Raw genomic sequence first — 23,911 nt, forward strand, 5'->3', positions numbered from 1 at the left:
GAGTCCAAAATATTGGGATATTTCGGTAGGTATATTAACTTTGTGAGGGTAAGCAGCAGGTTAGGCTTTAATGAGCGATTTAACAGAAATAGTTGAAAATCTTGAAGATAGGATTGAGAAGTTGCTTCAGAATTACAAGAAACTGGAGCAGAGTCAACAGAACCTTCAGGAGGAATTAACTACTCTCAGGGTCCAGAAGCAGGAATTGCAGAAAAGCCTTGAAGCTTCTGAAAATCGGGTTCAAACCCTTAAAGCCGCCAATGCGTTGCTTGGCAGTAATGATTATAAAAAAGAAACCAAGCTTAAGATAAATAGCTTGATCAGGGAAATAGATCAATGTATTGTTCACCTCTCTGAATAGAAGAATAAACAAATGTCAAATCAGCTTAAAATAAAGATCTCTATTGCAGACAGGGTTTATCCCATGACCATACTTCCAGAGCAGGAAGAGGGACTGCGAAAGGCTGCAAAAAAAATAGAGTTCATGATTAAGCAATTTGAACAAAGTTATGCCGTTAGGGATAAGCAGGATGTATTGGCAATGTGCGCCTTGCAGTTTGCAGCCCAGACCGAGCAAAAAGCAATTGACCGTAGCAGCGATGTAGTATTGGCTGAAGATAGATTGAAGGCGCTCAATGATCTGCTTGAAAAGCATTTGGTTTAACTGTTCTTTGAATTAGAAATAAAGGTTACTGCCTGTATTAGTTAATTTATTTTGATAAACTCAACACCAATTCTTTAAAAAGGGTGAGTTTAAGTTGTAAAAGCAAGCCGCCTTTGAGCGGATCCTTGATCAGCTTGTTAGCCCTAAACGTGATTTAAAGAGTTTATGCAAATCAACAACTAATACAGGCTTTTTTTTTACATAAAAACTAACTAATGGATACACTAACTATAGCGCTCATTATTATTTCACTTGTCCTGGGTCTTGCAATTGGATTTGGCCTGGCAAAATACTTTGAGAAGCAGAATGCTTCAAAGATCATTCAAAGAGCGAAGAAATCGGCTGCCGGCATTCTAAAAGAGGCCAAACAGGAAGCTGAAGGAATTAAGAAAGACAAGATCCTGCAGGCCAAGGAGAAATTCATTGAACTTAAATCTGAACACGAAAAAGTTATTCTTTCCCGTGATAAGAAGATTGCAGATGCCGAGAAAAGGATCAGGGATAAAGAGTCTCAGGTTTCCAGCGAACTGGCCAGGAACAAAAATTTAAACAAGGATCTCGAAGATAAGATTGCCGATTACAATCACCGCAATGAAGTGCTGGAAAAGAAGCAGGAGGAGGTTGATAAACTTCACAACAGTAAGGTACAGCAGCTGGAAGTGATCTCGGGACTTTCGGCCGAAGACGCAAAGGCACAACTTATAGAATCCTTAAAAGATACGGCCAAGGCAGACGCTATGGCCATGGTACAGGATACCATTGAAGAAGCCAAGCTCACTGCGCAGCAGGAAGCTAAGAAGATCATCGTTAATACCATTCAGCGGATAGGAACAGAGGAGGCGATCGACAACTGCGTTTCGGTCTTTAATCTTGAAAGCGATGACGTGAAAGGACGCATCATTGGTAGGGAAGGAAGGAACATTCGCGCTATTGAAGCTGCAACAGGAGTGGAGATCATTGTGGATGATACGCCGGAAGCTATTATTCTTTCCTGCTTTGACTCGGTAAGAAGAGAAGTAGCAAGATTGTCTCTTCATAAGCTGGTGACCGACGGAAGGATACATCCAGCACGAATTGAAGAGGTGGTGAAGAAAACTACCAAACAGATCGAAGAAGAGATCATTGAAGTAGGTAAGAGAACCGTGATTGATCTCGGAATTCACGGATTACACCCGGAATTGATCCGAATCGTGGGACGTATGAAATATCGTTCCTCTTATGGTCAAAACCTGCTACAACACTCGAGAGAGGTAGCAAAACTTTGTGGCGTAATGGCTGCAGAACTCGGGTTGAATGCAAAACTCGCCAAGCGCGCCGGACTGCTCCACGACATTGGAAAAGTGCCTGATTCAGAAACCGAAGTTCCACACGCTATCCTGGGGATGCAATGGGCCGAAAAATATGGTGAAAAACCTGAGGTTTGTAACGCTATCGGAGCTCACCATGACGAGATCGAAATGACCTCTCTTTTATCTCCAATAGTTCAGGTATGTGATGCCATAAGCGGGGCCAGACCGGGAGCAAGAAGACAGGTGCTGGATTCTTATATCCAGAGACTGAAAGATCTTGAAGATATTGCCTTTGGTTTTGGCGGGGTGAAGAAAGCCTATGCGATACAGGCAGGAAGAGAGTTGAGGGTGATTGTGGAAAGTGAGAAGGTGAGCGATGAAAAAGCTTCAAATCTTTCTTTCGAAATTTCTCAGAAGATACAGACAGATATGACCTATCCGGGTCAGGTAAAGATCACCGTGATCAGGGAAACCCGTGCAGTGAATATTGCCAAATAAATTTTAATAAAGACAGAACTTTACTCCCGCTCTCAAAAGAGGCGGGAGTTTTCTATTAGTACCGGTTTTGTTTTTGTAAATTAAAGGTTGCGAACTATACCGGCTATGCGAAAAAAAAATATCCTGAATTTCCTCTTTTTGGTAATCCTGCTTTACCCCATTTTCACTCTTTTCAATGCGGTAGGGCAGCTCAATGGACCCGAAGAGCTTGAAAGTGCAATGGATGCGGTACTGCACTACCAGATTAGCATCTGGGTAAGCTGGCTGGTACTGGTTTCGGCTTCTGTTTACTTCAAATGGACGAAGCAAAGGAATTTCTTTTTCTTTTTTACCTATGCCTTTCTCGTTGTCGCTTTCAGTTTTCTGGGGTACCTCAGTCAAGAGTTGGTAACAGATTACGAATTACCGAATAAATTCAGGGATGAATATTCCTTCGGAATTTTACATGCCTTGCAACACATTATCACTTCTGTAGTGTTGACAGCCTTTCTTCAAGCCGCGGTATGGTGGTTCACCCGCAGGTGGCACCGGAGATAGTTGATCAGTTAGTTGTTAGTAGTTAATAGTTCGGAGAAGCAACAAGGGTCAAAAATGACATTTTTCAGACCTCTGTTGAATGAGTGATCCTACCGCCATGGGAAATGATATCCTCCCGAATTCTGTTAAACGTTTCCGGAATTAGAGGAACGGCCGCATCTTCAATAAGAGTGGCTTTAAATCCTTCTTTTAGAGCATCAAGAAGAGTGTAATAAACGCAGATATCAGCTGCCAGTCCGCAGAAGTAGATATCTACGGCTCCTCTTTCCCTCAGATATCCGCTAAGACCGGTGATCTTTTTGTGACCGTTGTCGTAAAAGCCGCTGTAGCTGTCGATTTCCCGGTCCATACCTTTTCTGAAAATGGCTTCTACTGCCTTGATATTAAGATCGGGGTGAAAATCTGCTCCTTTTGTTCCCTGTACACAATGTGGAGGCCAAAGCTTTTGTTCCAGGCCGTTGAGATCAATCACTTCGAATTCTCTTTTACCGGGATGATTTACTGCAAAGCTTTTATGCTCCTGCGGGTGCCAGTCCTGGGTGGCAACTACCAGTTCAAATCGAGACAACATGTTGTTGATCACAGGTATGATCTTGTCTCCATGCTTCACTTCAAGAGCTCCGCCGGGCATGAAATCAATTTGGGCATCTACAATGACAAGCGTCTTCATGATCTTTTGTTTTTGTGTTCTGCAATTAATCGATCCCTTTCATCTCTTAGCTCCTCGCTTATCCCCACTTTGTAAAGGTGTGGATTGAAAAACCTCTTGTATTCCGGTGGAAGCTGGTTCAGGCGTTGTTTGCTGAACTTTTTAATTTCTGCAATGGTTCTCGCTTTTTCTACCCTTTTCTGATCCTCCAGGACGAGATGCAGAAGTTTTTCCTTTTTAGCATCTTTGATATAGCGGAATTTTAGAGGGTCGTAAGGATGGTACATCATTTCCGGATTTTCTTCCCCTTCAAGACAGACTACATCTGCTCCAAGAAACAGATCTGAACCGTCCAGAAGTCGATACACCTGTTTTTGGTGTGGTAAGGTAACTTTGGAGATGGTTTCCGATAATTTGATTCTGGGTTGCCCCTTGAAAAAGGACAGTTTATATACTCCGTCAAGGGCTGCATCAGGTTTTCCGGTGACCAGACTTGTACCTACTCCAAAAATATCTATAGGAGCTTCCTGGTCCAGCAAACTTTTTATTAAGTGTTCATCGAGCTGATTGGATACAGAAATTTTTACGTACTCCAACCCGGCTTTGTCGAGCATTTCCCGGGACTTTCGTGCGAGATAAGCGAGATCGCCGCTGTCAAGTCTAATTCCTTTAAGCTTATGACCACGGCTTTCCATTTCCTTTCCAACCTGAATGGCATTTGGAAGACCGCTTTTTAAGGTGTCATAAGTATCGACGAGTAAGATCGTATTTTCAGGATGGGCTTCGGCAAAATCTCTGAACGCCTCCAGTTCATGTTCGTAGCTTTGGATAAAAGAATGCGCCATGGTGCCCGATACTGCAAAGCCAAAATCCTTGCCGGCGCGCGTATTACTGGTGGCTTCAAAACCACCAATTGCTGCAGCCCTGCTGGCGTGGTAGCCTCCAAAGCCTTGAGACCTTCTCAAACCAAAGTCTATTAAGGTCCTCCCTTTTGCCTGGATGGACATTCTGGCTGCTTTTGTTGCTATCAATGTCTGGAAGTTCAGAACATTCAGAAGTAAAGTTTCAATGATCTGTGCCTCTATAATACCGGCCTCAACTCGTACCACAGGTTCTCCGGGAAAAACGAGATCTCCTTCTTTTAAGCTGTAGATCTTTCCGCGAAAGCGAAATTCCTTCAGGTAATCGAGATATTCAGAAGAGAAATTCTGGGTTTTAAGAAAATCCAGGTCCTTTTCGGTGAACTTAAAATCTTCAAGAAGATCCAGCAGCGTCTCCAGTCCGGCAAATACTGCAAATCCTCCTTCAAAAGGTAATTTCCGGAAGAAATAATCAAAGATCGCTACGTCATTGGCTTCTCCTTTTTGGAAGTAGACCTGCCCCATTGTGAGCTGATACTGATCGGTATAAGTACCGCTAATGTCTATCATACTATTAAGCTTTTGGCGGCATAGTTATTAAAGGTCTTCCTGAGCCTCCAGGTATTCATCCTGCTTATGCCAGTCAAACCTATAGGAAAGTCCGCCGGCAACCTGCCAACGGGAAGGGGTGTCCTTGAAGTTGATCAATCCGGAAATATCGGCCTGAAAATTTTTATGAAACAGATAAGCAAAGCCACCGCGGGCTATTTCGTCACTGTAGATGTCACTTATGAGGGTCTGGAATTCTCCAAACATTGCAAATTTTTTGGAAAAAGAATGCGTGAGGGTTGCAATGCCGGAATAGCTGGGGTACTCATCTCCAATACGATCGGCCATTACATTAAGAACAAGCACCCAGGGCCCCCAGTTGTTCTGAGAAATTATGGCTGCACGTGGAGAAAAGTCTTTTTGTCCTTCATAGATATAGGGATTGTTCCCAAACGAAAAATTTGCACCTGCATAAACAGCCACTGCCGGAATGAAAACACTCCAGTCAAAACGTTGATTGGCCTTCCAGCTGTAGAGGTTCGGTTTCTTTTCTTTTGCATTCTTGTTAGGGTCGTAAACCAGGTATTTTACTCCAATGGCATTGGAATTAAAGTTGCTCACTCCGTAGGTTTGGGTGTTTGCACCAACTACGTAACTGGTAGATTGATCCAGAAAAGAACCCATTAGGTTGATCTCCAGTTCTTCAAACAGGAAACCAAATCTTACTGCGTAATCTACTCCCCAGAGTTCAGTGTCCGTTTGCAGCAACTCATGATCATCGTTTCCAAACATTCCACCTGCTTCAACCTGCAATACCATAGGTCCAACCGCAAAGGCACCCTGGGAATTTCCGGGGCGGTTAGAATTTATGGTTTCAGTATATTGAGCAAAGACAGAAAAACTTCCGAAGAAGAACAGAAGAAAAAAACTCGCGTAGATCCTCATATTTGGGCTGATTGGTTCTAACCAAATATAGAGATTTTATCATTTTTTTCGGCTGCAGCAATGGTTTTCTTTAAGCAGAATGGTAATTTTACCAAAACTTTTAGAATGCATGAAGCTTCATTGACCCAGGTGTTAAAAGTGGTATTAATTGTACTGCTTATCTACTTTGGTCTTAAACTTTTCATCCGCTGGTTTGGCCCTATACTTTTGCGCTGGGTACTAAAGAAGATAGGGAAGAAGTTTGAGCAACGATTCAGTCAGTTCGACCCAAACAGGACGCAGAAGCGAACAGAAGGTGAAGTAACCATAGATAAAAAACCCAAAAACGGCCGGAAATCGAAGAATGACGTGGGAGAGTACATCGATTATGAAGAAATTGACTAATTTCCGCTCCAAAATCCTCTCTTTATGAATTTTTCCCTGAAGAAAGTTCTTCCGCACCTTTTTGTATTCCTGGGTTTCATTGTTATATCTCTGGCATATTTTTATCCTGTGCTGCAGGGAAAGGAGATCTTTCAAAGTGATATTGCGCAGTATATTGGAATGGCCCGGCAGCAGAATGAATTTAGGGCAGAGACAGGGGAGGAGCCCTATTGGACCGATGCTGCTTTTGGGGGAATGCCTACTTACCAGTTGGGCGCGAACTATCCGCACAATTATGTGAAGGAACTTGACAGGGCCCTGCGATTCCTACCACGTCCTGCCGATTATCTTTTCCTGTATTTCATTGGGATCTACATTTTGTTACTGGTCCTAAAAATTGATTACAGACTGGCATTTTTGGGAGCTCTGGCATTTGGTTTTTCTACCTATCTAATAATAATTCTCGGCGTTGGGCATAATGCCAAGGCACATGCCATTGCCTACATGCCATGGGTGCTTGGCGGAATTCTCCTGTGTTTCCGGCAAAGATGGATTCCCGGATTTTTACTGCTGGCCTTCGGAATGGCGCTGGAAATTAGTGCGAACCACTTCCAGATGACCTTCTACCTGCTCCTGCTGGTGATCGTCATTGGGATCGTTTATCTTATTGATGCTTTTAAAAAGAAAGCCCTGCCTCAATATTTTAAGGCGCTTGGAGTTATGCTTGCTGCTGTCATCCTTGCTATCGGTGCAAATGCTACCAATTTGATGGCTACGCAGGAATATGCCGACTTTAGTACCCGCGGTGACACCGGACTTACAATTACTCCTGAAGGAGCGGCAGAAAAGACCGACGGCCTTGACTATAATTATATTACCGAATACAGCTATGGGATTATGGAAAGCTTTAACCTTTTCATTCCCCGCTTTATGGGTGGTTCCAGTGCAGAGAATGTAGGGACAGATTCGGCTATTTATTCCCAGTTGATCCAACTCGGTGCCAATCCAATGCAGGCGGCACAATTTGCAGAATCGGCTCCAACTTATTGGGGAGATCAGCCGTTTGTGGGCGCTCCGGCTTATATTGGGGCTACAGTGCTTTTTCTGTTTGTGTTTGCCCTTTACCTGGTTCGTGGCAGGCTTAAGTGGTGGATCGTTGGTGGATCTCTGCTCGCTCTTGTCCTTTCATGGGGAAAGAACTTCGGGTTTTTGACCGATTTCTTTATCGAATATGTTCCGCTGTACAACAAATTCAGGGCGGTTTCATCCATACAGGTAATTCTGGAATTATGTATTCCGGTTTTTGCTATTGCAGGGCTATCCAGGTTGTTATTCAGGGAAGAATCAGAAGAAAGTAAGCTGCACGCTCTCAAGCTGGCAACATTGATTACAGGAGGTATTGCTTTATTATTCCTGCTGTTCAAAGGTATGTTCTTCAGCTTTACAGGTGCCAATGACGGAGTTTTGATCCAGCAGCTGGGGCCTGAATTCGTCAGGGCGCTTAAGGAAGACAGAAAAGCGGTTTTCACTGCCGATGCTATCAGGTCTCTGGTCCTGGTCCTTTTAACGGCTGCTGTCCTGTGGTTCTACCTGAAGAAAAAACTTACCCGAAATATTGCATTTTTGGGACTGGGTGTTCTCATCCTTTTCGACCTCGTAGGCGTGGACAAACGCTATGTCGATGCTGAAGATTTTGTTCGCTCCAGTGTAGTGAACAGGCCCTTTGAAGCTACGGAAGCCGACCGGGAGATCATGAAAGATGATTCTCATTACAGGGTTTTTGATCTTAGCGGAAGCCCGTTCAATACTGCACGCACATCTTTTTTCCATAATTCAATTGGAGGCTACCACGCTGCCAAACCCGGCAGAATGCAGGAGTTGTATGACTTTTACCTGTCCCGTAATAACCTGCAGGTACTCAATATGCTGAACACCAAATATTTCATTATCCCTACCGAAGAAGGTCCCGTTGCGCAGGAAAACCCTGAAACCAACGGCAATGCCTGGTTTGTACAGGAAGTAAAAATGGTAGAAAATGCAAATGAGGCTATTCAGGCACTTGATGGAATCAACACTAAAAAAGTGGCCGTTGTAGATAATGATTTCGCGGAATTCCTTCCAAAAAAGCAATTTGAAGCCGATACTACTGCTACTATTGAACTCATTTCTTATCAGCCGAACGAGCTTGTCTATAGGTTTTCTTCTGAAAAGGACCGGATGGCGGTGTTTTCAGAAATCTATTATCCTCATGGCTGGCAGGCCTATATTGACGGGGAAGAGGTACCGCATTTCAGGGCAAATTATGTGCTTAGGGCAATGATGGTACCTGCAGGCGAGCATGAGATCAGCTTTAAATTTGAACCACAGGTTGTGAAAACCGGAAGTTCAATTGCACTTGCAAGTTCGATCCTTTTAGGGCTGCTGCTTCTTGGGGGAATTGTTTGGGGAATAAGGAAAAGGTAATTTCCATTGTTAAGCAGGGCTATGAAAAAAGTACTCATCGTTACTTATTACTGGCCCCCGGCCGGTGGCCCGGGAGTGCAGCGCTGGCTAAAATTCATCAAATACCTGCCGGAAAATGGAATTGTACCCATAGTTTATGTTCCCAAGAATCCACATTATCCCTTAAAAGATGCTTCTCTTGAAGCTGAAATTCCTTCAGAAATAGAGGTGCTCAAAAATGACATTTTTGAGCCCTATGCTTTTGCCGGATTTCTTTCCAAAAAAGATACTGCCACAATTAGTTCGGGTATAATTCCGAAGGAACAGAAGCAGGGATTTCTGCAAAGGCTCATGCTGTTCATCCGCGGAAATTTTTTCATTCCCGATGCACGCAAGTTCTGGATCAAACCTTCGGTAAGATTTCTTTCAGAATATCTGAAGGAAAATGATGTTGATGCCGTCATTACTACCGGTCCGCCACATAGCATGCACCTGATAGGCCTGCATCTAAAAAGAAAGACAGGAGTGAAATGGATCGCCGATTTTCGGGATCCCTGGACGCAGATTGGCTATCACAGTAAACTTAAGCTCTTGGCCCGCTCGAAAAAGAAGCATGAAAAACTGGAAAAGGAAGTGCTGCAGTCGGCAGACACAATCCTAACCACCAGCTTTACCACCCGCGAAGAATTTGTTGGTAAGACCGGCAGACCTGTAGAAGTGATCACCAATGGTTATGACGTGGAACAGGTAGAAAAACTGCCCATGGATGAAAAATTCAGTCTGGCTCATATTGGTTCCCTGCTTTCCGGAAGAAATCCTGAAAACCTGTGGAAAGCCCTTGCCGAATTAGTTGCTGAAAATGAAAATTTTGCAGCCGATTTTCAGCTGAAACTGATAGGTGCAGTGGGAGAACCTGTGTTGGAGAGCATCCAAAAATGGGATTTAAAGGAGTTTCTTCAGATAAAGAATTACGTGTCTCATTCTGAGGCCTTACAGTTGCAGAGAAGTTCGCAGCTACTATTGTTGATTGAAATTGACAGTGAAGAAACAAAAGGAATTATTCCGGGGAAATTATTCGAATACATGGTGAGTGAAAGGCCCGTCCTGGCTGTGGGACCTGCCGGAGCAGATATCGAAAAGATCCTTAGAGAGACCAATACAGGAGCTTTTTACCTGTACTCTCAAAAAGGGGAAATTAAGAACTTCCTTTTGGAAAAGTATGAGCTGTTCAAAAAGGGAGAATTGAAGTCTTCCCCCGTGGGTCTTCAAAAATATAGCCGAAAGAATTTGACCAGGGAATTGGCAAAACAAATAAAGGAGCTTTAATGGGGATCATCGTTAGCCAGTCGGCCAAAAATCTTACCACGACCTATGCAGGTTTTGGGATTGGTGCTATAAATACGCTGTTCCTGTACACAAACTTTCTTACGCCGGAATATTACGGGCTGGTGGGGTTTCTACTTTCGGCGGCAAATCTTATCTGGCCTTTAATGGCTTTTGGGGTGCATAATACGCTGGTGAAATTTTACACCTCTTACGATTCACAGGAACAAAAGGATAAACTCCTGAACGTGATCCTGTTCCTGCCACTGGTAATTTCGTTGATCCTTGGGTTGATGGGATATTTCTTCTACGACCTGCTTCTCGATTATTTTTCTGATGGGGAAGGGCTGGTGCAGCCTTATATCTGGCTGATCTTTCTTATAGCTTTGGCTACATCATATTTCGAAATTTTCTTTTCGTGGGCAAAGATCCATTACAAAAGCGTTTTTGGAAACTTCATGAAGGAGGTTTTTCACAGGGCCTGTATCTCTTTGTTGTTGCTTACAGTTTACTTCAGCTATATCTCCATAGAGAATTTCGTCTATGCGATAGGTGGCGTTTTTTTGCTGAGGCTGCTAATTATGATGCTGTACGCTTTTAGGCTCTATGTTCCGCGCTTTCATTTTTCTTTTCCGCACAACAAATCATTTATTCTTAAATATTCGGCTTTGATCCTCATAGCTGGATCGGTGGCAATGGTGCTGCTGGATTTGGACAAGGTGATGATCGAAAAATATCTTCCCATTGAAATGGTGGCGGTCTACGGAATTGCAGTTTATATTTCTTCCGTTATTGCAGTGCCTTCAAGGGCTATGCATCAAATTACCTATCCTATGACAGCAACCCTGCTGAACAAGAAGGATAAAAAAGGGCTTTTAGAGCTGTATGAAAAAAGCTCTTTGAACCTGTTGATCATTAGTGGTCTCATTTTCCTGTTGATCATCACTAACATTTCCCAGCTGTACGCTTTAATTCCGGAGGAATACCAGATTAGTTATTCCATTGTCATTTTGATTAGCAGCGTCAAACTTTACGACAACCTGCTGGGGAATAATAACAGTATTCTTTTTAATTCAGATTATTACCGGTTGGTGCTGGCAATAGGGGTTTTTCTTGCAGTGCTGGCCTTCGTCTTTAATATTATTTTCATTCCAAGGTTTGAGCTGCTGGGAGCGGCTTTGGCAACTTTTTTAGCCTTCGCGTGCTACAACACAGCGAAACTGGTGATAGTTCATAAAAAATTCAGGATACATCCTTTTACTAAAGAAACTGCTTACAGCCTGCTGATAATCCTGTTGTTTAGCTTCCTGTTTTACTTCTGGGATTTCCCCTGGCATCCCGTAGTGAATATTGTACTAAAGTCGGGTGTGATAGGTTTGCTTTATGTGCTGGTAATTTATCTGCTGAAGTTGTCCCCGGATATCAATGGAATTATTGAAAAAACCCTGAAGCTTCGGCCCAGGTAATAGCTTCGGTATTCATGTTAAAAAAGATCCCCGGCGCTTTCGCAACCGGAGACCTAACCAACTAACCAACCAAAATTAAAAACTAATTATTTCCACTTGAACTTCTACTGCTGCGGACAGGAGTAGAAGAATTTTCTTCTGAATTTACAGTAGCCGAAGGTTCTGTGCGCCTGCTCTCTACCCTGGCTGCCCTTGGGGGAGCTGTGGTAACAGGAGACCTTCTGCTTTCCTGCTGAACATTGTTTTGAGCTGCACTCCGCGCCGAACGGTTCTCGCGAACAGTTCTACGCTGTTCAATTCTTTGTTGTTCCACTTCCCTTTGTACAGTTCTTTGCTGCTCAGTTCTTTGCTGTACAGAAGGAACGGATGTTCTCCTGGATGTACGGGTACTCATTTCTGATCTTTGAGTAGCAGAAGGAGTTCTTCTAATATCTCTCTGTTCAAGCCTTTGGCTCGAACTCACCTGATTACGGGGAAAATTTGATTGTCTTCTCACCTCCCTAGGTTCTTCAACTCTTCTTCCTCTTTGATAGGAAGTCACTCTTTCACCCGGCCTGTAATAGCTTTTTCGGAAAGAATCATTGTTGTAATAATTCTTTTGATAATATCTTTTGTAGGCGTTGTACTTCATCCTGTTTGGGTGATAATACAACCTGTAGGGTTCATTATAGACTATACTGAAATGAGAATAGGGTCTCATGTAGTAATCGTGCCACGGGCGATACGTATACCTTACATTCCTGTTGTTGATAAAGCCCGAAGTATGTGTGTAACGGTGGTAAGGATCATAATGAACAAACATGTTCCCAATCCTGTTTACCATTCCAAAGGCGTTGTATCTTATCTGCACCCGGCCTGCCTGAATGATCCTTCCGTAGTAATCATAATAAACCGGGACATGTTCTATTTGAATCACTGCCCCAAAATCATCATACTGCACAAAGGGTCCATAGTTGTACCCGGAGTTAAAACTGTAATTAATATGTGAAGGTATCCCCCTGAAGTTACCGCGGGGATCAAAAAAGAAATCAAACTGTCCGTCAAGGAAAACGGCAAATTCAACCCCTCTTTCCACAAAAATAAAGGCTTCGCTATAACTGCGGCGGTCAAAACCTACCTCGGCTACAGGTGCAGCTTTAGTAGAAACTCCAGCCACAAGAAAAGCGAGAAGAAAGTAAAGCTTTTTCATAATAAGGGGAATTAAGATTTAAACTGTTGACCAAGCTATTTGGTCTGTTAATCTATATTCAAACGGCGTGCCATAAATTAGAAAACCCCTGAAGCTCAAAGCTTCACGGGGTTTCCAAACTAACCAACCAAAAAATTATTAATTACAACTAATTATGTAACACGTAATCTTGCAATACTGTATTTAATTCAAAGGTTGTGCCAAGAATAATATAATTGTAATTTTTACTGTTAAAAATTAGGGTTCAAAAATGACATTTTTTACAACTTTTCTTTCAGAAATGGTGCGGTATAAGATTCCTCATTTTCAGCTACTTCCTCCGGAGTGCCGGCAGCAATGAGTCGGCCGCCAGCTTCCCCACCTTCAAGACCCAGATCGATCACATGATCGGCACATTTCACCAGGTCCATGTTGTGTTCAATAACAATTACAGAGTGGCCTTTTTTTAGAAGAGCATTAAAAGATTTCAGCAATTTTTGAATGTCGTGGAAATGCAATCCTGTAGTAGGTTCATCAAAAATAAAAAGTGCCTTCTCTTTTGATGTACCTTTGACCAGGAAAGAAGCCAGCTTTATTCTTTGGGCTTCGCCACCCGAAAGGGTAGAGGAGCTTTGCCCCAGCTGCACATAACCCAATCCAACATCTTGCAGAGGCTTCAGTTTTGACATTATCTTTTCCTCTCCATTTTCTGCAAAGAACTCCACTGCGTCATCAATGGTCATGTTAAGGACATCATCAATATTTTTTCCTGCAAAATTTACCTCTAAGATCTCTTTTTTGAAGCGTTTACCGTTACAGGTTTCACACACCAGGTGAACATCGGCCATGAACTGCATTTCGATGGTCACTTCTCCTTCACCTTTACAGGTCTCGCAGCGCCCGCCATCAACATTAAAAGAAAAATGCTTGGGTTTATATCCTCTTATATCGCTAAGTTTCTGATTTGAAAACAAGTTCCTGATATCATCATAAGCTTTTATGTAAGTCACGGGATTAGAGCGGGAAGAACGACCGATGGGATTTTGATCTACAAATTCTACCGAAGTCACATTGCTGTATTTCCCTTCGATCTTGCTGAACTGACCTGCCTTTTCTCCATAACCTCCAATTTCCTTGCACATGGCAGGATAGAGTATCCTTTTTATCAAAGTACTTTTTCCACTTCCCGAAACTCCGGTCACAGCTGAAAAGACCCCAAGCGGAAACCTTACATCAATGTTCTTCAGGTTATTTTCCCGCGCTCCAATGACATCGACATAATTTTTGTATTCCCGACGTTTGGAAGGCACCTCTATTTGTAGTGAGTTATTAAGGTATTTTGAGGTAAGGGAATCGGAAACCAGGATGTCGCTATAGGTTCCGGAGGCTACAACTTCCCCGCCATGGGTTCCGGCTTCGGGGCCTATGTCAATGATCTCATCTGCCGCTTTCATGATATCTTCGTCGTGCTCGACCACAATAACCGTGTTACCAAGATCTCTCAGGGACTTTAGAACCTCGATTAGCTTGAGGGTATCCCGCGGGTGCAGACCAATAGAAGGCTCATCCAGAATATACATGGAACCTACAAGGCTGCTTCCCAGGGAAGTTGCCAAATTAATACGTTGAGATTCCCCTCCCGACAAGGTATTGGATTTCCGGTTGAGGGTAAGGTAGGTGAGTCCCACTTTGGATAGAAAGCCAAGCCTGTTCCTGATTTCCGTTAAAAGCCTTTTTGCAATGGCAGCATCAGATTCGCTAAGCTCCAGTTGATCAAAGAAAGCGGCTACTTTGTTGATCGGCATTTCAACCAGATCGGTGATTGTAGTCCCGCCTACCTTCACGTAATTCGCCTCGGGACGCAATCTTTTCCCTTTACAAACGGAACATCGGGTCTTTCCGCGGTAGCGGGAAAGCATCACCCTGTTTTGAATTTTATAGGCTTTGGATTCCAGAAAAGCAAAGAACTGGTTAAGTCCTTCAAAATATTTGTTTCCGTTCCAAATGAGATCTTTTTGTTCCTGAGTCAGTTCAAAATAAGGTTTATGAATTGGAAAATTGAACTTATGGCTGTTGTTCACCAGCTGATCTCTGTACCAACTCATACTTTCCCCGCGCCAGGGAAAAATTGCATTTTCATAGACCGATAATCCCGTGTTGGGAATTACAAGATCTTCGTCAATTCCTATAACATCTCCGTAACCTTCACATTTAGGACAGGCACCATATGGATTATTGAAGCTGAAAAGATGCACATTGGGCTCCAGAAATGTCATGCCATCCAACTCAAATTTGTTGCTGAACTGCCTCAGCTTCTTATCGGAAAGGGTTTCAACAAAAAGTTCTCCTTTCCCTTCAAAAAAGGCAGTTTGAACGGCATCTGCCAGGCGGTTCAGGAAATCTTCATCTTCTTTGGTAACGATCCTGTCCACAACCAGAAAGAGGTTTTTTTCTTCTATTTTTGAAAGGTCAGTTTCATCTATCCGCAGTACTTCGTCCTTCCACTTTATGCGGCTGTAACCCTGCTGCAACAGTACTTTCAGTTTTTCTTCGGGCGTACGGCTCTGTTCCACATGAACAGGTGCCAAAAGAAGCATTTTTGAACCCTCAGGAAATGACTTTACATAATTCACCACATCGGTCACCGTATCTTTCTTAACCTCGTCTCCAGAAACCGGGGAGTAGGTTTTCCCTATGCGGGCAAAGAGCAACTTCAGGTAATCATAAATTTCCGTAGAAGTCCCTACGGTTGAACGCGGATTGGTAGAATTTACCTTCTGCTCTATAGCAATGGCAGGTGCGATCCCCTTAATGGATTCTACCTGGGGCTTGTTCAGTCTTCCTAAAAATTGCCTGGCATAAGAGGAAAGACTTTCCACGTAACGCCGCTGACCTTCAGCATAAAGTGTATCAAAAGCCAGGGAAGATTTACCCGACCCTGAGAGACCGGTAAGTACTACCAGCTTGTTACGCGGAATTACAACATTTATATTCTTAAGGTTGTGGAGACGGGCTCCCTTTATAATAATATTCTCCTTTGGATCAACTCCCGAGATGTCTACTTGCATACTAAAATTTATGATGAATTTGCAAAGGTACTTAAACTTCAAATTTTTTTCTTTGGCTATCACTTTTTATAACTACCTGAAGCTGTTTCTGTTAAAAACATTAACCTTTTATTTGTTTATGTGAAAATTTTGCTGTTATATTTGCTATAGCTAAACCTAAATCTGAATTGCCTATAGCATAAAGTTACTTTTGAACCTGTCTTAACTAACCACCAGGCCTACCCCAACAGCCTGTTAAAAGTAACTCTTATGAACTACACCGAGGCAAATGATGCTCTTCTCGTGAAGAGCTATATTGAAGGCGATGAGCAGTCACTTTCAATTTTGATCAACAGACATCAGCAACGCATTTACAGTTTTATTTTTTCCAAAGTCTTTGATAAAGACATTGCAGAAGACATTTTTCAGGACACCTTTATTAAGGTGATCAGGACCCTTAAAAGAGGGAAGTATAATGAAGAGGGCAAATTCCTTCCATGGGTGATGAGGATAGCTCATAACCTGGTGATAGATCATTTTAGGAAGAACAAAAGAATGCCGAAGTTTGAGAACAGCGGTGACTTCAACATTTTTTCTGTGCTTTGTGATTCTGATCTTAATGCTGAAAAACAAATCATTAAAGATCAAATCGAAGCCGATGTGCAGGAGTTGATCAAAGAACTGCCTGAAGATCAGCTGGAAGTACTTGTAATGAGAATTTATAAGGATATGAGCTTTAAAGAAATATCAGAAAGAACGGGGGTTAGCATCAACACAGCATTGGGAAGGATGAGGTATGCGCTGATCAATCTTAGAAAGGTCATTGAAAAGCATAAATTAGTTTTAACTAATTAGCACAATAAGTTTAGAGTAAAGCCGTTATTAAGTTACAACCTTAAATAACCCATAATGGCAAAACTTTACTCAGAAAAAAAATTGAAGAAAATGACCCCAAGAAAGGAAACAATAGATTTCCTTTTGAACTACTCTAAGGCTTTGAGAATAAGCACTTATAAAAAGTTACAGTTCGAGAGTATTTTGAATTAGTTAATGAGAAGCCCGCGATTTTAGCGGGTTTTTCTTTTATAGTACTCATCCAGCACCTTTTTGCGGCCAATTGTTTTGGTTATGATATCTTTTTCAAGATCCCAGCCTCTTGCGGGAGAATATTCCCGGCCGTACCAAATGATCTGCAGGTGAAGCTCATTCCATAATTCCTTTGGAAAAAGCCTTTTTGCATCCTTCTCTGTCTGTACTACATTTTTACCGTTAGAAAGATTCCAGCGATACATGAGCCTGTGGATATGAGTATCTACAGGAAAAGCCGGAATATTAAACGCCTGCGACATCACCACGCTGGCGGTTTTGTGCCCTACAGCCGGAAGTTCCTCGAGCGCATCAATATCGGCCGGAACTTCGCCATTGTATTTTTCTATCAGGATCTTCGAGAGTCCATAGATCCCTTTTGCCTTCATTGGCGAAAGCCCAACAGGTTTTATGATCTCCCTGATTTCTTCTTCCGAAAGTTTGACCATGGCGTATGGATTGTCGGCTTTTGCGAACAGGAGAGGAGTGATCTGGTTGACTCTCACATCTGTACTTTGTGCAGAGAGCAATACAGCAATCAACAGCGTATAGGGGTCTTTGTGGTCTAAGGGAATGGGAACATTGGGATAAATATCGGCGAGAGTGTCTATAACGAACTGAACTTTTTCCTGCTTGGTCATTAATGCTTAAATTTGAGACAAAAGTACTAATTATGACAACACTACAACCGGGCGACAAGGCGCCACAATTTTCTGCAAAAGATCAGGATGGAAATCTACATAAACTGGAAGACTATAAAGGGAAGAAGCTGGTAGTTTTCTTTTATCCCAAAGCCAGTACTCCCGGCTGCACGGCCGAAGCCTGTAATCTAAGGGATAATTACGAAGCTTTTCAAGCCAAAGGATTTGAGATCCTGGGAGTGAGTGCCGATTCCCCAAAACGTCAGCAAAATTTCAAAAATAAGTATGAACTTCCTTTTCCACTTTTGGCTGATGAGGACAAAGAGGTGATCAATGCCTTTCAGGTTTGGGGGCCAAAGAAATTCATGGGGAAAGAGTACGACGGAATTCACCGTACGACTTTTGTTATAGATGAGGAGGGAAAGATCTCTGACGTTATTTCCAAAGTGAAGACCAAGGAACATGCTGGACAAATCCTGTAAAGGGTTAAGGTTTAAGGATTAACGGATAAGTATTATTCTTTTTTCCATATTTTCTGAAGGGTGGCAGTGGAGTCGCAGTTTTCGAAGAGCATTTCCAACTCTCCGGACTGCGAATTTCCAGTGACCAAATAGATCTTGCAGGAGTCAAGGTCTGTATTACTTCGGCTGAAGTCTACATCACCTTTTTTGAGAATAGTGGTAATTGAGGCAGTATCTATTTGGAGCCGTTGGAGTTGTTCAGCGGCTTCTTTAGAATATGCTCTTTCTTTGTTCCTGATATTTTTAAGTACCCTGGCATCCGGTCCATAAGCGCAGGATGTTTTCTTTCCGCTAAGGAAAAAAGCCAGAATGACTAAACCAATGGCAAAACCTCCCAGGTAATAGCCAAGTCTGTGAATAAATTTCATGAAGGATTAAAATATGAGGAGGTTGATGTCCCGGTAGGAGAGATCGAACCAGTCTGCAATAGATTTATTGGTTAAAATTCCGTGGTAAAAGTACAAACCATTTCGCAGACCTCTGTCAAATCTCAGGGTATTTTCCAGTCCGCCCTGCTCGGCTATATGCAGCAGGTAAGGAGTAAAAATATTACTGATGGAGAGCGAAGCAGTTCGGGCATAACGGGAAGGAATGTTGGGTACGCAGTAATGCACCACTCCGTGCTTTACAAACGTAGGTTTGTCATGAGTGGTGATCTCACTGGTTTCAAAGCAGCCGCCCATATCTATACTTACATCAATGACCACGGCGCCTTTCTTCATGTGTTCCACCATGGTTTCGGTGACCAGGATCGGTGACCGGTTCTTGCCTCTAACCGCACCAATGACCACATCACTACGTTTTAAAGCCTTTATAAGGTTCTTTGGTTGAATGGTAGAAGTGTGAAGAGGTCTTCCAAGATTTGCCTGGACTTCCCGAAGCCGGGTAAGGGAATTGTCGAAGATCTTTATGTTTGCACCTAACCCCAGAGCAGAGCGCGCTGCGAATTCACCAACAGTTCCGGCTCCAAGAATAACAACCTCAATGGGAGGAACTCCGCTAATATTCCCGAACATTAATCCGTTCCCTGCCGGATTGTTACTCATGATCTCCGAAGCAATGAGAATAGAAGCTGTACCTGCAATTTCACTCAAAGCTCTGACGGCAGGGTAGGAGCCGTCATCATCTTTAATGAATTCAAATGCGAGAGCGGTGATCCTTTTTGAAGCGAGTTTTTGGAAGTAATCCTTTTTCTGGGTCTTAAGCTGAAGTGCCGAAATAATGGTGGTTTGCGGATTTACCAGGTCCAGCTCCTCCATGGTAGGTGGCTCCACCTTTAGGATCACGGGACAGGAAAAAACCTTTTTGGTGTCTTTGGTAATTTCGGCTCCGGCCTCGGAATAATCCCTGTCGCTGAATTTTGCTCCCTCTCCCGCACCAGATTCTATCATTACCCGGTGCCCATGAGCTGTCATTGCTGCTACAGCATCGGGGCTAAGGCAGACCCTCTTTTCCTGGTAGGCGTTTTCTTTAGGAATACCAAGAAACAGCTGACCTTTATGTTTATAAACCTCCAGGGTTTCTTCCTGCGGAATCAATTGTTCCTTTGTAAAGGGAGATACGTGCTCTGTCATAATTTGTGGGTCACAAAGATAAAATTACGACATTTTTAAGGAGTAACAGTATTAGAGCTTTACGTAGTATTCTTCCTGGACCTCTGCCTCAGGTATCTGACCGTCCCTAAATTCTTTAATTTCAGAATATTCCTTATCTGAAAAAGGGGAAAAGGGAGAGATGTTTTCGCGTTCAATTTCAGTCAGGTCAATACCGTAGATACGATCAAATATTTTAATTCGTATTAAATAAACAATGGATAAGATGATAATAAAGAATGGAGCTAAATATATCAATTGGTTTACATCAATAACGCCTTCCCCATAAAAATCTTCATAAACAGCAGATGCTAGTTGGTATGCATACATCACTACAGGAACCAGTATAACGTGATACCACCAATGTTTACAGGTGAAAAACCAAATCAATAATAGAAATAAAGGAGTTATTTTTCCAAAGAAAGTCCAGGCTGCAGTTAAAACATCTTTATAGTATTTACTCTCGTAGACAAAAAAAGAATTTTCCCAAACGGGACCGCTTGGGAAAATTTCATATAAGTAGAATAAATAAGGTGAAAATGCTATGCAGACAGCAATAATACTACCCGTTAGTAGGAACGCGGATGAGCCTTGTGTCGACAGCTGTTTTCTTAATTTCATTTTTCTTGTCGTTATCAGTGTTGGAAGTTACAAAGAAAGTTGCTCCAAAAATAGATACTGCTAGAAATAAGGCTTTAATTTTCATGATATAGTTTTTTAAGGTTGTGTGTGTTTCGATTTGTTGATACAAACCTATAGAAAACTAAATCTCTAATTATTAATGCATTATTCGTACTTTTGCCGCCTTTTTGAAAGAAATTTCTTTGACTTCTTAAATTATTTAATTCCTATTAAAATAGTTAAAATAAATTTTATTTCGTCCAGTTGCTCCTGGTCAATCAGAATCTGTTAACAAAAGCTTAAATGCGAAAGAGATTTCGTACATGAGCTTTTATTTTAAAAACAGAATTTTTCCTGTAAAATTAACAAAACTTTAACTTTCTTTTCTCATTATCAAGAACAAATATCTCCACTTTTTGATGCTCTTCCTCTATAAAATTTGAAATTTTTTGAGGCCATTCTATTAAATTCCAGTTTCCGGAATCCAAATATTCCTCAAATCCCATGTCCCAGGCTTCAGATTCCTCTTTGATCCTGTAGAAATCAAAGTGATTTACTGTTCCATTTTCAGTTTCATATACATTTACCAGGGAAAAAGTAGGACTGGCGCCAGTATCTACGGCACCTAAGGCTTTAAGAATGGCTTTAATTAAAGTCGTTTTACCTGCGCCCATTACACCATAGAACAACAAGGTCTTGCTCCTGGTTTTTTCCAGAAGTTCGCGCGCAACAGTATCAATTTCAGACAGAAGGTAGGTTACTTCCATTCAAAAGTATTACGATTTGGGACGATAAAGATAGTTAATTTCTTGTTATCTAGGAGATAAGACGCTAAAAGGAATGATCATCTCCTCCATAGAAACCCCTCCATGCTGAAAAGTGTTCCGGTAATAACTCACATAATGATTGTAATTATTTGGATAGGCAAAGAAGAGATCTCCCTTGGCAAAAATAAAGGAAGAACTCATATTTATGGCAGGTAGATGTATTGTCTTAGGATTTGGGGCAGCCAGCACATCTTTATCCTCATAGGTAAGGCTCTTTCCTGTTTTGTACCTCAGGTTAAGGCTAGTTTGTTTGTCTCCAATAACTTTTGAAGGATTTTTTACATTGATAGTACCGTGGTCTGTAGTCAGGATCAATTTAAATCCTAAATTTTGTGCCTGCTGAATGATCTCCAGTAAAGGAGAATTCTTAAACCAGCTATGGGTAAGCGAACGATAGGATTTATTGGTAGAAGCCAATTCTTTGATAACCTCCATTTCAGTTTTTGAATGGGAGAGCATATCCACAAAATTGTAGACTACCACTGTAAGGTCATTTTCTTTTTGGCTCCTAAAGTTCTCAACCAGCTTTTTGCCCGCTTTTAAACTGCTTATTTTATGGTACTCGTGCCTGATGTTTGCCCCTAATCTTTTTAGTTGGGCCTGCAAAAATTCAGCTTCATGTAAATTCTTTCCGCCTTCATCTGTGTCGTTTTTCCAAAGGTTGGGATATAACTTCTCCATTTCACTGGGCATTAGCCCCGAAAAAATGGCATTACGGGCATATTGTGTTGCAGTAGGCAGGATGCTGTAAAAGGGAATTTCCTGTTCTTTTTTATAGTAGTTATTGATAACCGGTTCAAAGGCCTTCCATTGGTCGTACCTCATATTATCGATCACCACCAAAAGAGTAGGTTGTTCTTTGCTCACTTCGGGCAATATCTTTTCCTTAAATAAGGTGTGGGACATAATAGGAGCATCTGCATTTTTCTCAAACCATCCGGGATAGTTCTTGTCTATAAATTTGCAGAACTGCGAATTAGCTTCAGTCTTTTGGGATTCTAGGATCTCAAACATGCCGCTGTCTTCTATATTTTCCAGTTCCAGTTCCCAATAAATAAGCTTCTGATACAGTTCAGCCCAACCCTCATAAGAATTGATCATCGCCATATCCATCGCGATCTTTCTAAATTCCTGTTGATAGCTTGAAGTGGTTTTTTCAGAAACAAGCCGGGAATGATCAAGATTCTTTTTAATGCTCAGCAGGATCTGGTTTGGATTTACAGGTTTTATAAGGTAATCTGCTATTTTAGAGCCTATAGCTTCTTCCATTATATATTCCTCTTCACTTTTGGTGATCATCACCACCGGAATATTAGCCTGTTTCTCCTTAATTTCTGAAAGCGTTTCAAGCCCCGAAAGTCCGGGCATATTTTCGTCCAGAAAAACAATATCAAAATTCTCCTTTTCTATTTCTTCCAAAGCTTCGGTGCCGCTTTGGCAGGTGTAGACTTTGTAGTTCTTGCTTTCGAGGAATAGAATGTGAGGTTTAAGCAGATCGATCTCGTCATCTACCCACAGTATTTTGATATCATTCATATATGTATCTTTGTTGACATTAATAAATAAAAGACCAGGCTTGCTTCAAGGAAACAAACTCAAGATTTTAAACGATCCAATTTACGGATTTATTACTATTCCCAATGAGCTGCTCTTTAACATCATTGAGCATAAATACTTTCAAAGACTACGGCGTATTTCTCAAATGGGGTTGTCTTACCTGGTCTATCCCGGAGCCCACCACACCCGCTTTCATCATGCTCTAGGCTGTCTTCATCTTATGCAGAAAGCTATAAGGGTATTGAGGCTTAAGGGGATAGAAATTTCTGAAAATGAGGAAGAAGCTTTGCAGATCGCTATTCTCCTCCATGATATTGGCCACGGACCTTTCTCCCATGCCATGGAACACAGTATAGTTGAAGGGGTGAGTCATGAGACCATTTCTTTTCTCTTTATGGAAGAAATGAACCGTGAGTTTAACCAAAAATTAACTTTGGCCATTGAAATTTTCCGCGGAAAGTATCCCCGGAAATTTCTTTGTCAGCTTATCTCGAGTCAGCTTGATATGGACCGGATGGACTATCTCAAGCGGGATAGTTTCTATACCGGTGTGGCTGAAGGCAACATCAACAGCGAGAGACTTATTAGTATGCTCACTGTGGTTGACAATGAGCTGATGGTAGAGGAGAAGGGAATTTATTCGGTTGAAAAATTCCTTCTGGCGCGTAGACTTATGTACTGGCAGGTCTATTTGCATAAAACCGGGGTAGTAGCCGAACAACTATTGATCAGAGTGCTTCAGCGGGCTAAGGAACTGGTTAATTCCGGTAGGACTCTTTTCGCAAGCACCGCTTTGAATTACTTTTTAAAGCAGCAGGTTACTGCCGATAATTTTTCCGAAGAAACCCTGCAGGTGTTTGCCCGTCTTGATGATTACGATATACTTTCAGCAATGAAAGAATGGGCGCATGATGAGGACTTTGTGCTTAGTAAACTGTGCCAGATGATCATAAACAGAGACCTGTTGAAGGTGAAGCTAAAAAAACGACCTGTTTCTGAGGAAAAACTCGAAAGCCAGGTACAAAAGGCTATGAAGCGTTACAATTTGAGCAGGGAAGAAGCCGGTTATTTCGTTTTCAGCGGTGATATTAGTAACCTCGCCTATAAGCGGGAAGACGAGAAGATACATATCCTCTTTAAAAGTGGAAAAATCACCGATGTTATTAAAGCTTCAGATCATTTCAACCTCAAGGCTCTGTCCCGGCCGGTGACCAAATATTATATCTGTTACCCCAAACATCAAGATTAACTCATTTTTTTTACTTT

General features: G+C 42.0%; 22 protein-coding genes and 1 other RNA gene. 12 read left to right on the forward strand and 11 right to left on the reverse strand.

Annotated features, from left to right (window positions below; genetic code table 11):
- Positions 1-70 precede the first annotated feature (70 nt).
- From VR862_RS00110 to VR862_RS00130, 5 genes are all read left to right on the forward strand, one after another.
- Positions 71-361, forward strand: a complete 291-nt coding sequence (locus VR862_RS00110) for a hypothetical protein (RefSeq protein ID WP_324718897.1) — start codon at positions 71-73, stop codon at positions 359-361.
- 12 nt (positions 362-373) lie between these two features.
- The gene (locus VR862_RS00115; protein WP_324718898.1) at positions 374-664 is read left to right on the forward strand and encodes a cell division protein ZapA; all 291 of its coding nucleotides are present in this window, start codon (positions 374-376) and stop codon (positions 662-664) included.
- A 58-nt stretch (positions 665-722) separates the two neighbouring features.
- Positions 723-829, forward strand: a non-coding RNA gene (gene ssrS / locus VR862_RS00120) — 6S RNA.
- A 50-nt stretch (positions 830-879) separates the two neighbouring features.
- A complete protein-coding gene (gene rny / locus VR862_RS00125) occupies positions 880-2,451 on the forward strand; it encodes a ribonuclease Y (protein ID WP_324718899.1) in 1,572 nt (523 codons plus the stop codon).
- A 105-nt stretch (positions 2,452-2,556) separates the two neighbouring features.
- Positions 2,557-2,988 (forward strand): hypothetical protein, encoded by a 432-nt coding sequence (locus VR862_RS00130; RefSeq protein ID WP_324718900.1) that lies wholly within the window; start codon positions 2,557-2,559, stop codon positions 2,986-2,988.
- A 64-nt stretch (positions 2,989-3,052) separates the two neighbouring features.
- On the opposite strand, the gene pncA is transcribed toward VR862_RS00130, so the two are convergent.
- The 3 genes from pncA to VR862_RS00145 are packed head-to-tail and all read right to left on the reverse strand — an operon-like array spanning position 3,053 to position 5,991.
- Positions 3,053-3,658 carry a bifunctional nicotinamidase/pyrazinamidase gene (pncA, locus tag VR862_RS00135; RefSeq protein WP_324718901.1) on the reverse strand — a complete coding sequence of 202 codons (606 nt, stop codon included), beginning with the start codon at positions 3,656-3,658 and terminating at the stop codon, positions 3,053-3,055.
- Entirely contained in the window at positions 3,655-5,067 is a 1,413-nt protein-coding gene (locus VR862_RS00140) for a nicotinate phosphoribosyltransferase (RefSeq protein ID WP_324718902.1), read from the reverse strand. Before VR862_RS00140 ends, pncA begins: the two co-directional genes overlap by 4 nt.
- Before the next feature lie 27 nt (positions 5,068-5,094).
- Positions 5,095-5,991, reverse strand: coding sequence for a transporter (locus VR862_RS00145; protein ID WP_324718903.1), 897 nt, complete (start codon positions 5,989-5,991; stop codon positions 5,095-5,097).
- A gap of 105 nt (positions 5,992-6,096) precedes the next feature.
- Here VR862_RS00145 and VR862_RS00150 point away from each other — a divergent pair, with 105 nt between their 5' ends.
- From VR862_RS00150 to VR862_RS00165, 4 genes are read left to right on the forward strand one after another with little or no spacing between them, the layout of a single operon-like run.
- Complete coding sequence (locus VR862_RS00150; protein ID WP_324718904.1) at positions 6,097-6,375, forward strand: DUF4834 domain-containing protein; 279 nt, start codon at positions 6,097-6,099, stop codon at positions 6,373-6,375.
- 24 nt (positions 6,376-6,399) lie between these two features.
- Positions 6,400-8,817, forward strand: coding sequence for a YfhO family protein (locus VR862_RS00155; RefSeq protein ID WP_324718905.1), 2,418 nt, complete (start codon positions 6,400-6,402; stop codon positions 8,815-8,817).
- A gap of 21 nt (positions 8,818-8,838) precedes the next feature.
- Positions 8,839-10,122 carry a glycosyltransferase gene (locus tag VR862_RS00160; protein ID WP_324718906.1) on the forward strand — a complete coding sequence of 428 codons (1,284 nt, stop codon included), beginning with the start codon at positions 8,839-8,841 and terminating at the stop codon, positions 10,120-10,122.
- Positions 10,122-11,585, forward strand: coding sequence for a lipopolysaccharide biosynthesis protein (locus tag VR862_RS00165; RefSeq protein WP_324718907.1), 1,464 nt, complete (start codon positions 10,122-10,124; stop codon positions 11,583-11,585). Before VR862_RS00160 ends, VR862_RS00165 begins: the two co-directional genes overlap by 1 nt.
- Before the next feature lie 82 nt (positions 11,586-11,667).
- Here the strand turns inward: VR862_RS00165 and VR862_RS00170 are convergent, their stop codons facing one another.
- Complete coding sequence (locus VR862_RS00170; protein ID WP_324718908.1) at positions 11,668-12,774, reverse strand: hypothetical protein; 1,107 nt, start codon at positions 12,772-12,774, stop codon at positions 11,668-11,670.
- A gap of 260 nt (positions 12,775-13,034) precedes the next feature.
- Entirely contained in the window at positions 13,035-15,821 is a 2,787-nt protein-coding gene (gene uvrA, locus VR862_RS00175; protein WP_324718909.1) for an excinuclease ABC subunit UvrA, read from the reverse strand.
- Positions 15,822-16,070: 249 nt separating this feature from the next.
- On the opposite strand from uvrA, the gene VR862_RS00180 reads away from it, so the two are divergent.
- Entirely contained in the window at positions 16,071-16,655 is a 585-nt protein-coding gene (locus VR862_RS00180) for an RNA polymerase sigma factor (RefSeq protein ID WP_324718910.1), read from the forward strand.
- Positions 16,656-16,867: 212 nt separating this feature from the next.
- Here the strand turns inward: VR862_RS00180 and VR862_RS00185 are convergent, their stop codons facing one another.
- Entirely contained in the window at positions 16,868-17,527 is a 660-nt protein-coding gene (locus VR862_RS00185) for an endonuclease III domain-containing protein (RefSeq protein ID WP_324718911.1), read from the reverse strand.
- Between the two features lie 32 nt (positions 17,528-17,559).
- Here VR862_RS00185 and bcp point away from each other — a divergent pair, with 32 nt between their 5' ends.
- Positions 17,560-18,009 (forward strand): thioredoxin-dependent thiol peroxidase, encoded by a 450-nt coding sequence (bcp, locus tag VR862_RS00190; protein ID WP_324718912.1) that lies wholly within the window; start codon positions 17,560-17,562, stop codon positions 18,007-18,009.
- A 32-nt stretch (positions 18,010-18,041) separates the two neighbouring features.
- On the opposite strand, the gene VR862_RS00195 is transcribed toward bcp, so the two are convergent.
- The 5 genes from VR862_RS00195 to porX all read right to left on the reverse strand — a co-directional run bounded on the left by VR862_RS00195 (position 18,042) and on the right by porX (position 22,624).
- Positions 18,042-18,416, reverse strand: coding sequence for a DUF4258 domain-containing protein (locus tag VR862_RS00195; protein ID WP_324718913.1), 375 nt, complete (start codon positions 18,414-18,416; stop codon positions 18,042-18,044).
- A gap of 6 nt (positions 18,417-18,422) precedes the next feature.
- Complete coding sequence (locus VR862_RS00200) at positions 18,423-19,622, reverse strand: alanine dehydrogenase (protein ID WP_324718914.1); 1,200 nt, start codon at positions 19,620-19,622, stop codon at positions 18,423-18,425.
- A 51-nt stretch (positions 19,623-19,673) separates the two neighbouring features.
- Positions 19,674-20,261 (reverse strand): hypothetical protein, encoded by a 588-nt coding sequence (locus VR862_RS00205; RefSeq protein WP_324718915.1) that lies wholly within the window; start codon positions 20,259-20,261, stop codon positions 19,674-19,676.
- A gap of 362 nt (positions 20,262-20,623) precedes the next feature.
- Entirely contained in the window at positions 20,624-21,028 is a 405-nt protein-coding gene (tsaE, locus tag VR862_RS00210) for a tRNA (adenosine(37)-N6)-threonylcarbamoyltransferase complex ATPase subunit type 1 TsaE (protein ID WP_324718916.1), read from the reverse strand.
- Between the two features lie 45 nt (positions 21,029-21,073).
- On the reverse strand, positions 21,074-22,624 hold the full coding sequence (porX, locus tag VR862_RS00215) for a T9SS response regulator signal transducer PorX (protein WP_324718917.1): 1,551 nt from the start codon (positions 22,622-22,624) through the stop codon (positions 21,074-21,076).
- 40 nt (positions 22,625-22,664) lie between these two features.
- Here porX and VR862_RS00220 point away from each other — a divergent pair, with 40 nt between their 5' ends.
- Positions 22,665-23,894, forward strand: coding sequence for an HD domain-containing protein (locus VR862_RS00220; RefSeq protein ID WP_324718918.1), 1,230 nt, complete (start codon positions 22,665-22,667; stop codon positions 23,892-23,894).
- Positions 23,895-23,911 lie beyond the last annotated feature (17 nt).

The organism is Salinimicrobium aquimaris (genome assembly GCF_035607535.1).
In the GTDB taxonomy this organism is placed as follows: Bacteria; Bacteroidota; Bacteroidia; order Flavobacteriales; family Flavobacteriaceae; genus Salinimicrobium.

What these genes read in the sequence shown, in the direction of transcription:
- bcp (WP_324718912.1), top strand. Translation starts at nt 17,560, where the DNA reads ATGACAACACTACAACCGGGCGACAAGGCGCCACAATTTTCTGCAAAA.
- VR862_RS00170 (WP_324718908.1), bottom strand. Translation starts at nt 12,774, where the DNA reads ATGAAAAAGCTTTACTTTCTTCTCGCTTTTCTTGTGGCTGGAGTTTCT.
- VR862_RS00165 (WP_324718907.1), top strand. Translation starts at nt 10,122, where the DNA reads ATGGGGATCATCGTTAGCCAGTCGGCCAAAAATCTTACCACGACCTAT.
- VR862_RS00155 (WP_324718905.1), top strand. Translation starts at nt 6,400, where the DNA reads ATGAATTTTTCCCTGAAGAAAGTTCTTCCGCACCTTTTTGTATTCCTG.
- VR862_RS00200 (WP_324718914.1), bottom strand. Translation starts at nt 19,622, where the DNA reads ATGACAGAGCACGTATCTCCCTTTACAAAGGAACAATTGATTCCGCAG.
- VR862_RS00160 (WP_324718906.1), top strand. Translation starts at nt 8,839, where the DNA reads ATGAAAAAAGTACTCATCGTTACTTATTACTGGCCCCCGGCCGGTGGC.
- rny (WP_324718899.1), top strand. Translation starts at nt 880, where the DNA reads ATGGATACACTAACTATAGCGCTCATTATTATTTCACTTGTCCTGGGT.
- VR862_RS00185 (WP_324718911.1), bottom strand. Translation starts at nt 17,527, where the DNA reads ATGACCAAGCAGGAAAAAGTTCAGTTCGTTATAGACACTCTCGCCGAT.
- VR862_RS00150 (WP_324718904.1), top strand. Translation starts at nt 6,097, where the DNA reads ATGCATGAAGCTTCATTGACCCAGGTGTTAAAAGTGGTATTAATTGTA.
- VR862_RS00115 (WP_324718898.1), top strand. Translation starts at nt 374, where the DNA reads ATGTCAAATCAGCTTAAAATAAAGATCTCTATTGCAGACAGGGTTTAT.
- VR862_RS00205 (WP_324718915.1), bottom strand. Translation starts at nt 20,261, where the DNA reads ATGAAATTAAGAAAACAGCTGTCGACACAAGGCTCATCCGCGTTCCTA.
- VR862_RS00180 (WP_324718910.1), top strand. Translation starts at nt 16,071, where the DNA reads ATGAACTACACCGAGGCAAATGATGCTCTTCTCGTGAAGAGCTATATT.
- VR862_RS00130 (WP_324718900.1), top strand. Translation starts at nt 2,557, where the DNA reads ATGCGAAAAAAAAATATCCTGAATTTCCTCTTTTTGGTAATCCTGCTT.
- VR862_RS00140 (WP_324718902.1), bottom strand. Translation starts at nt 5,067, where the DNA reads ATGATAGACATTAGCGGTACTTATACCGATCAGTATCAGCTCACAATG.
- uvrA (WP_324718909.1), bottom strand. Translation starts at nt 15,821, where the DNA reads ATGCAAGTAGACATCTCGGGAGTTGATCCAAAGGAGAATATTATTATA.
- tsaE (WP_324718916.1), bottom strand. Translation starts at nt 21,028, where the DNA reads ATGGAAGTAACCTACCTTCTGTCTGAAATTGATACTGTTGCGCGCGAA.
- VR862_RS00110 (WP_324718897.1), top strand. Translation starts at nt 71, where the DNA reads ATGAGCGATTTAACAGAAATAGTTGAAAATCTTGAAGATAGGATTGAG.
- VR862_RS00195 (WP_324718913.1), bottom strand. Translation starts at nt 18,416, where the DNA reads ATGAAATTTATTCACAGACTTGGCTATTACCTGGGAGGTTTTGCCATT.
- pncA (WP_324718901.1), bottom strand. Translation starts at nt 3,658, where the DNA reads ATGAAGACGCTTGTCATTGTAGATGCCCAAATTGATTTCATGCCCGGC.
- VR862_RS00145 (WP_324718903.1), bottom strand. Translation starts at nt 5,991, where the DNA reads ATGAGGATCTACGCGAGTTTTTTTCTTCTGTTCTTCTTCGGAAGTTTT.
- porX (WP_324718917.1), bottom strand. Translation starts at nt 22,624, where the DNA reads ATGAATGATATCAAAATACTGTGGGTAGATGACGAGATCGATCTGCTT.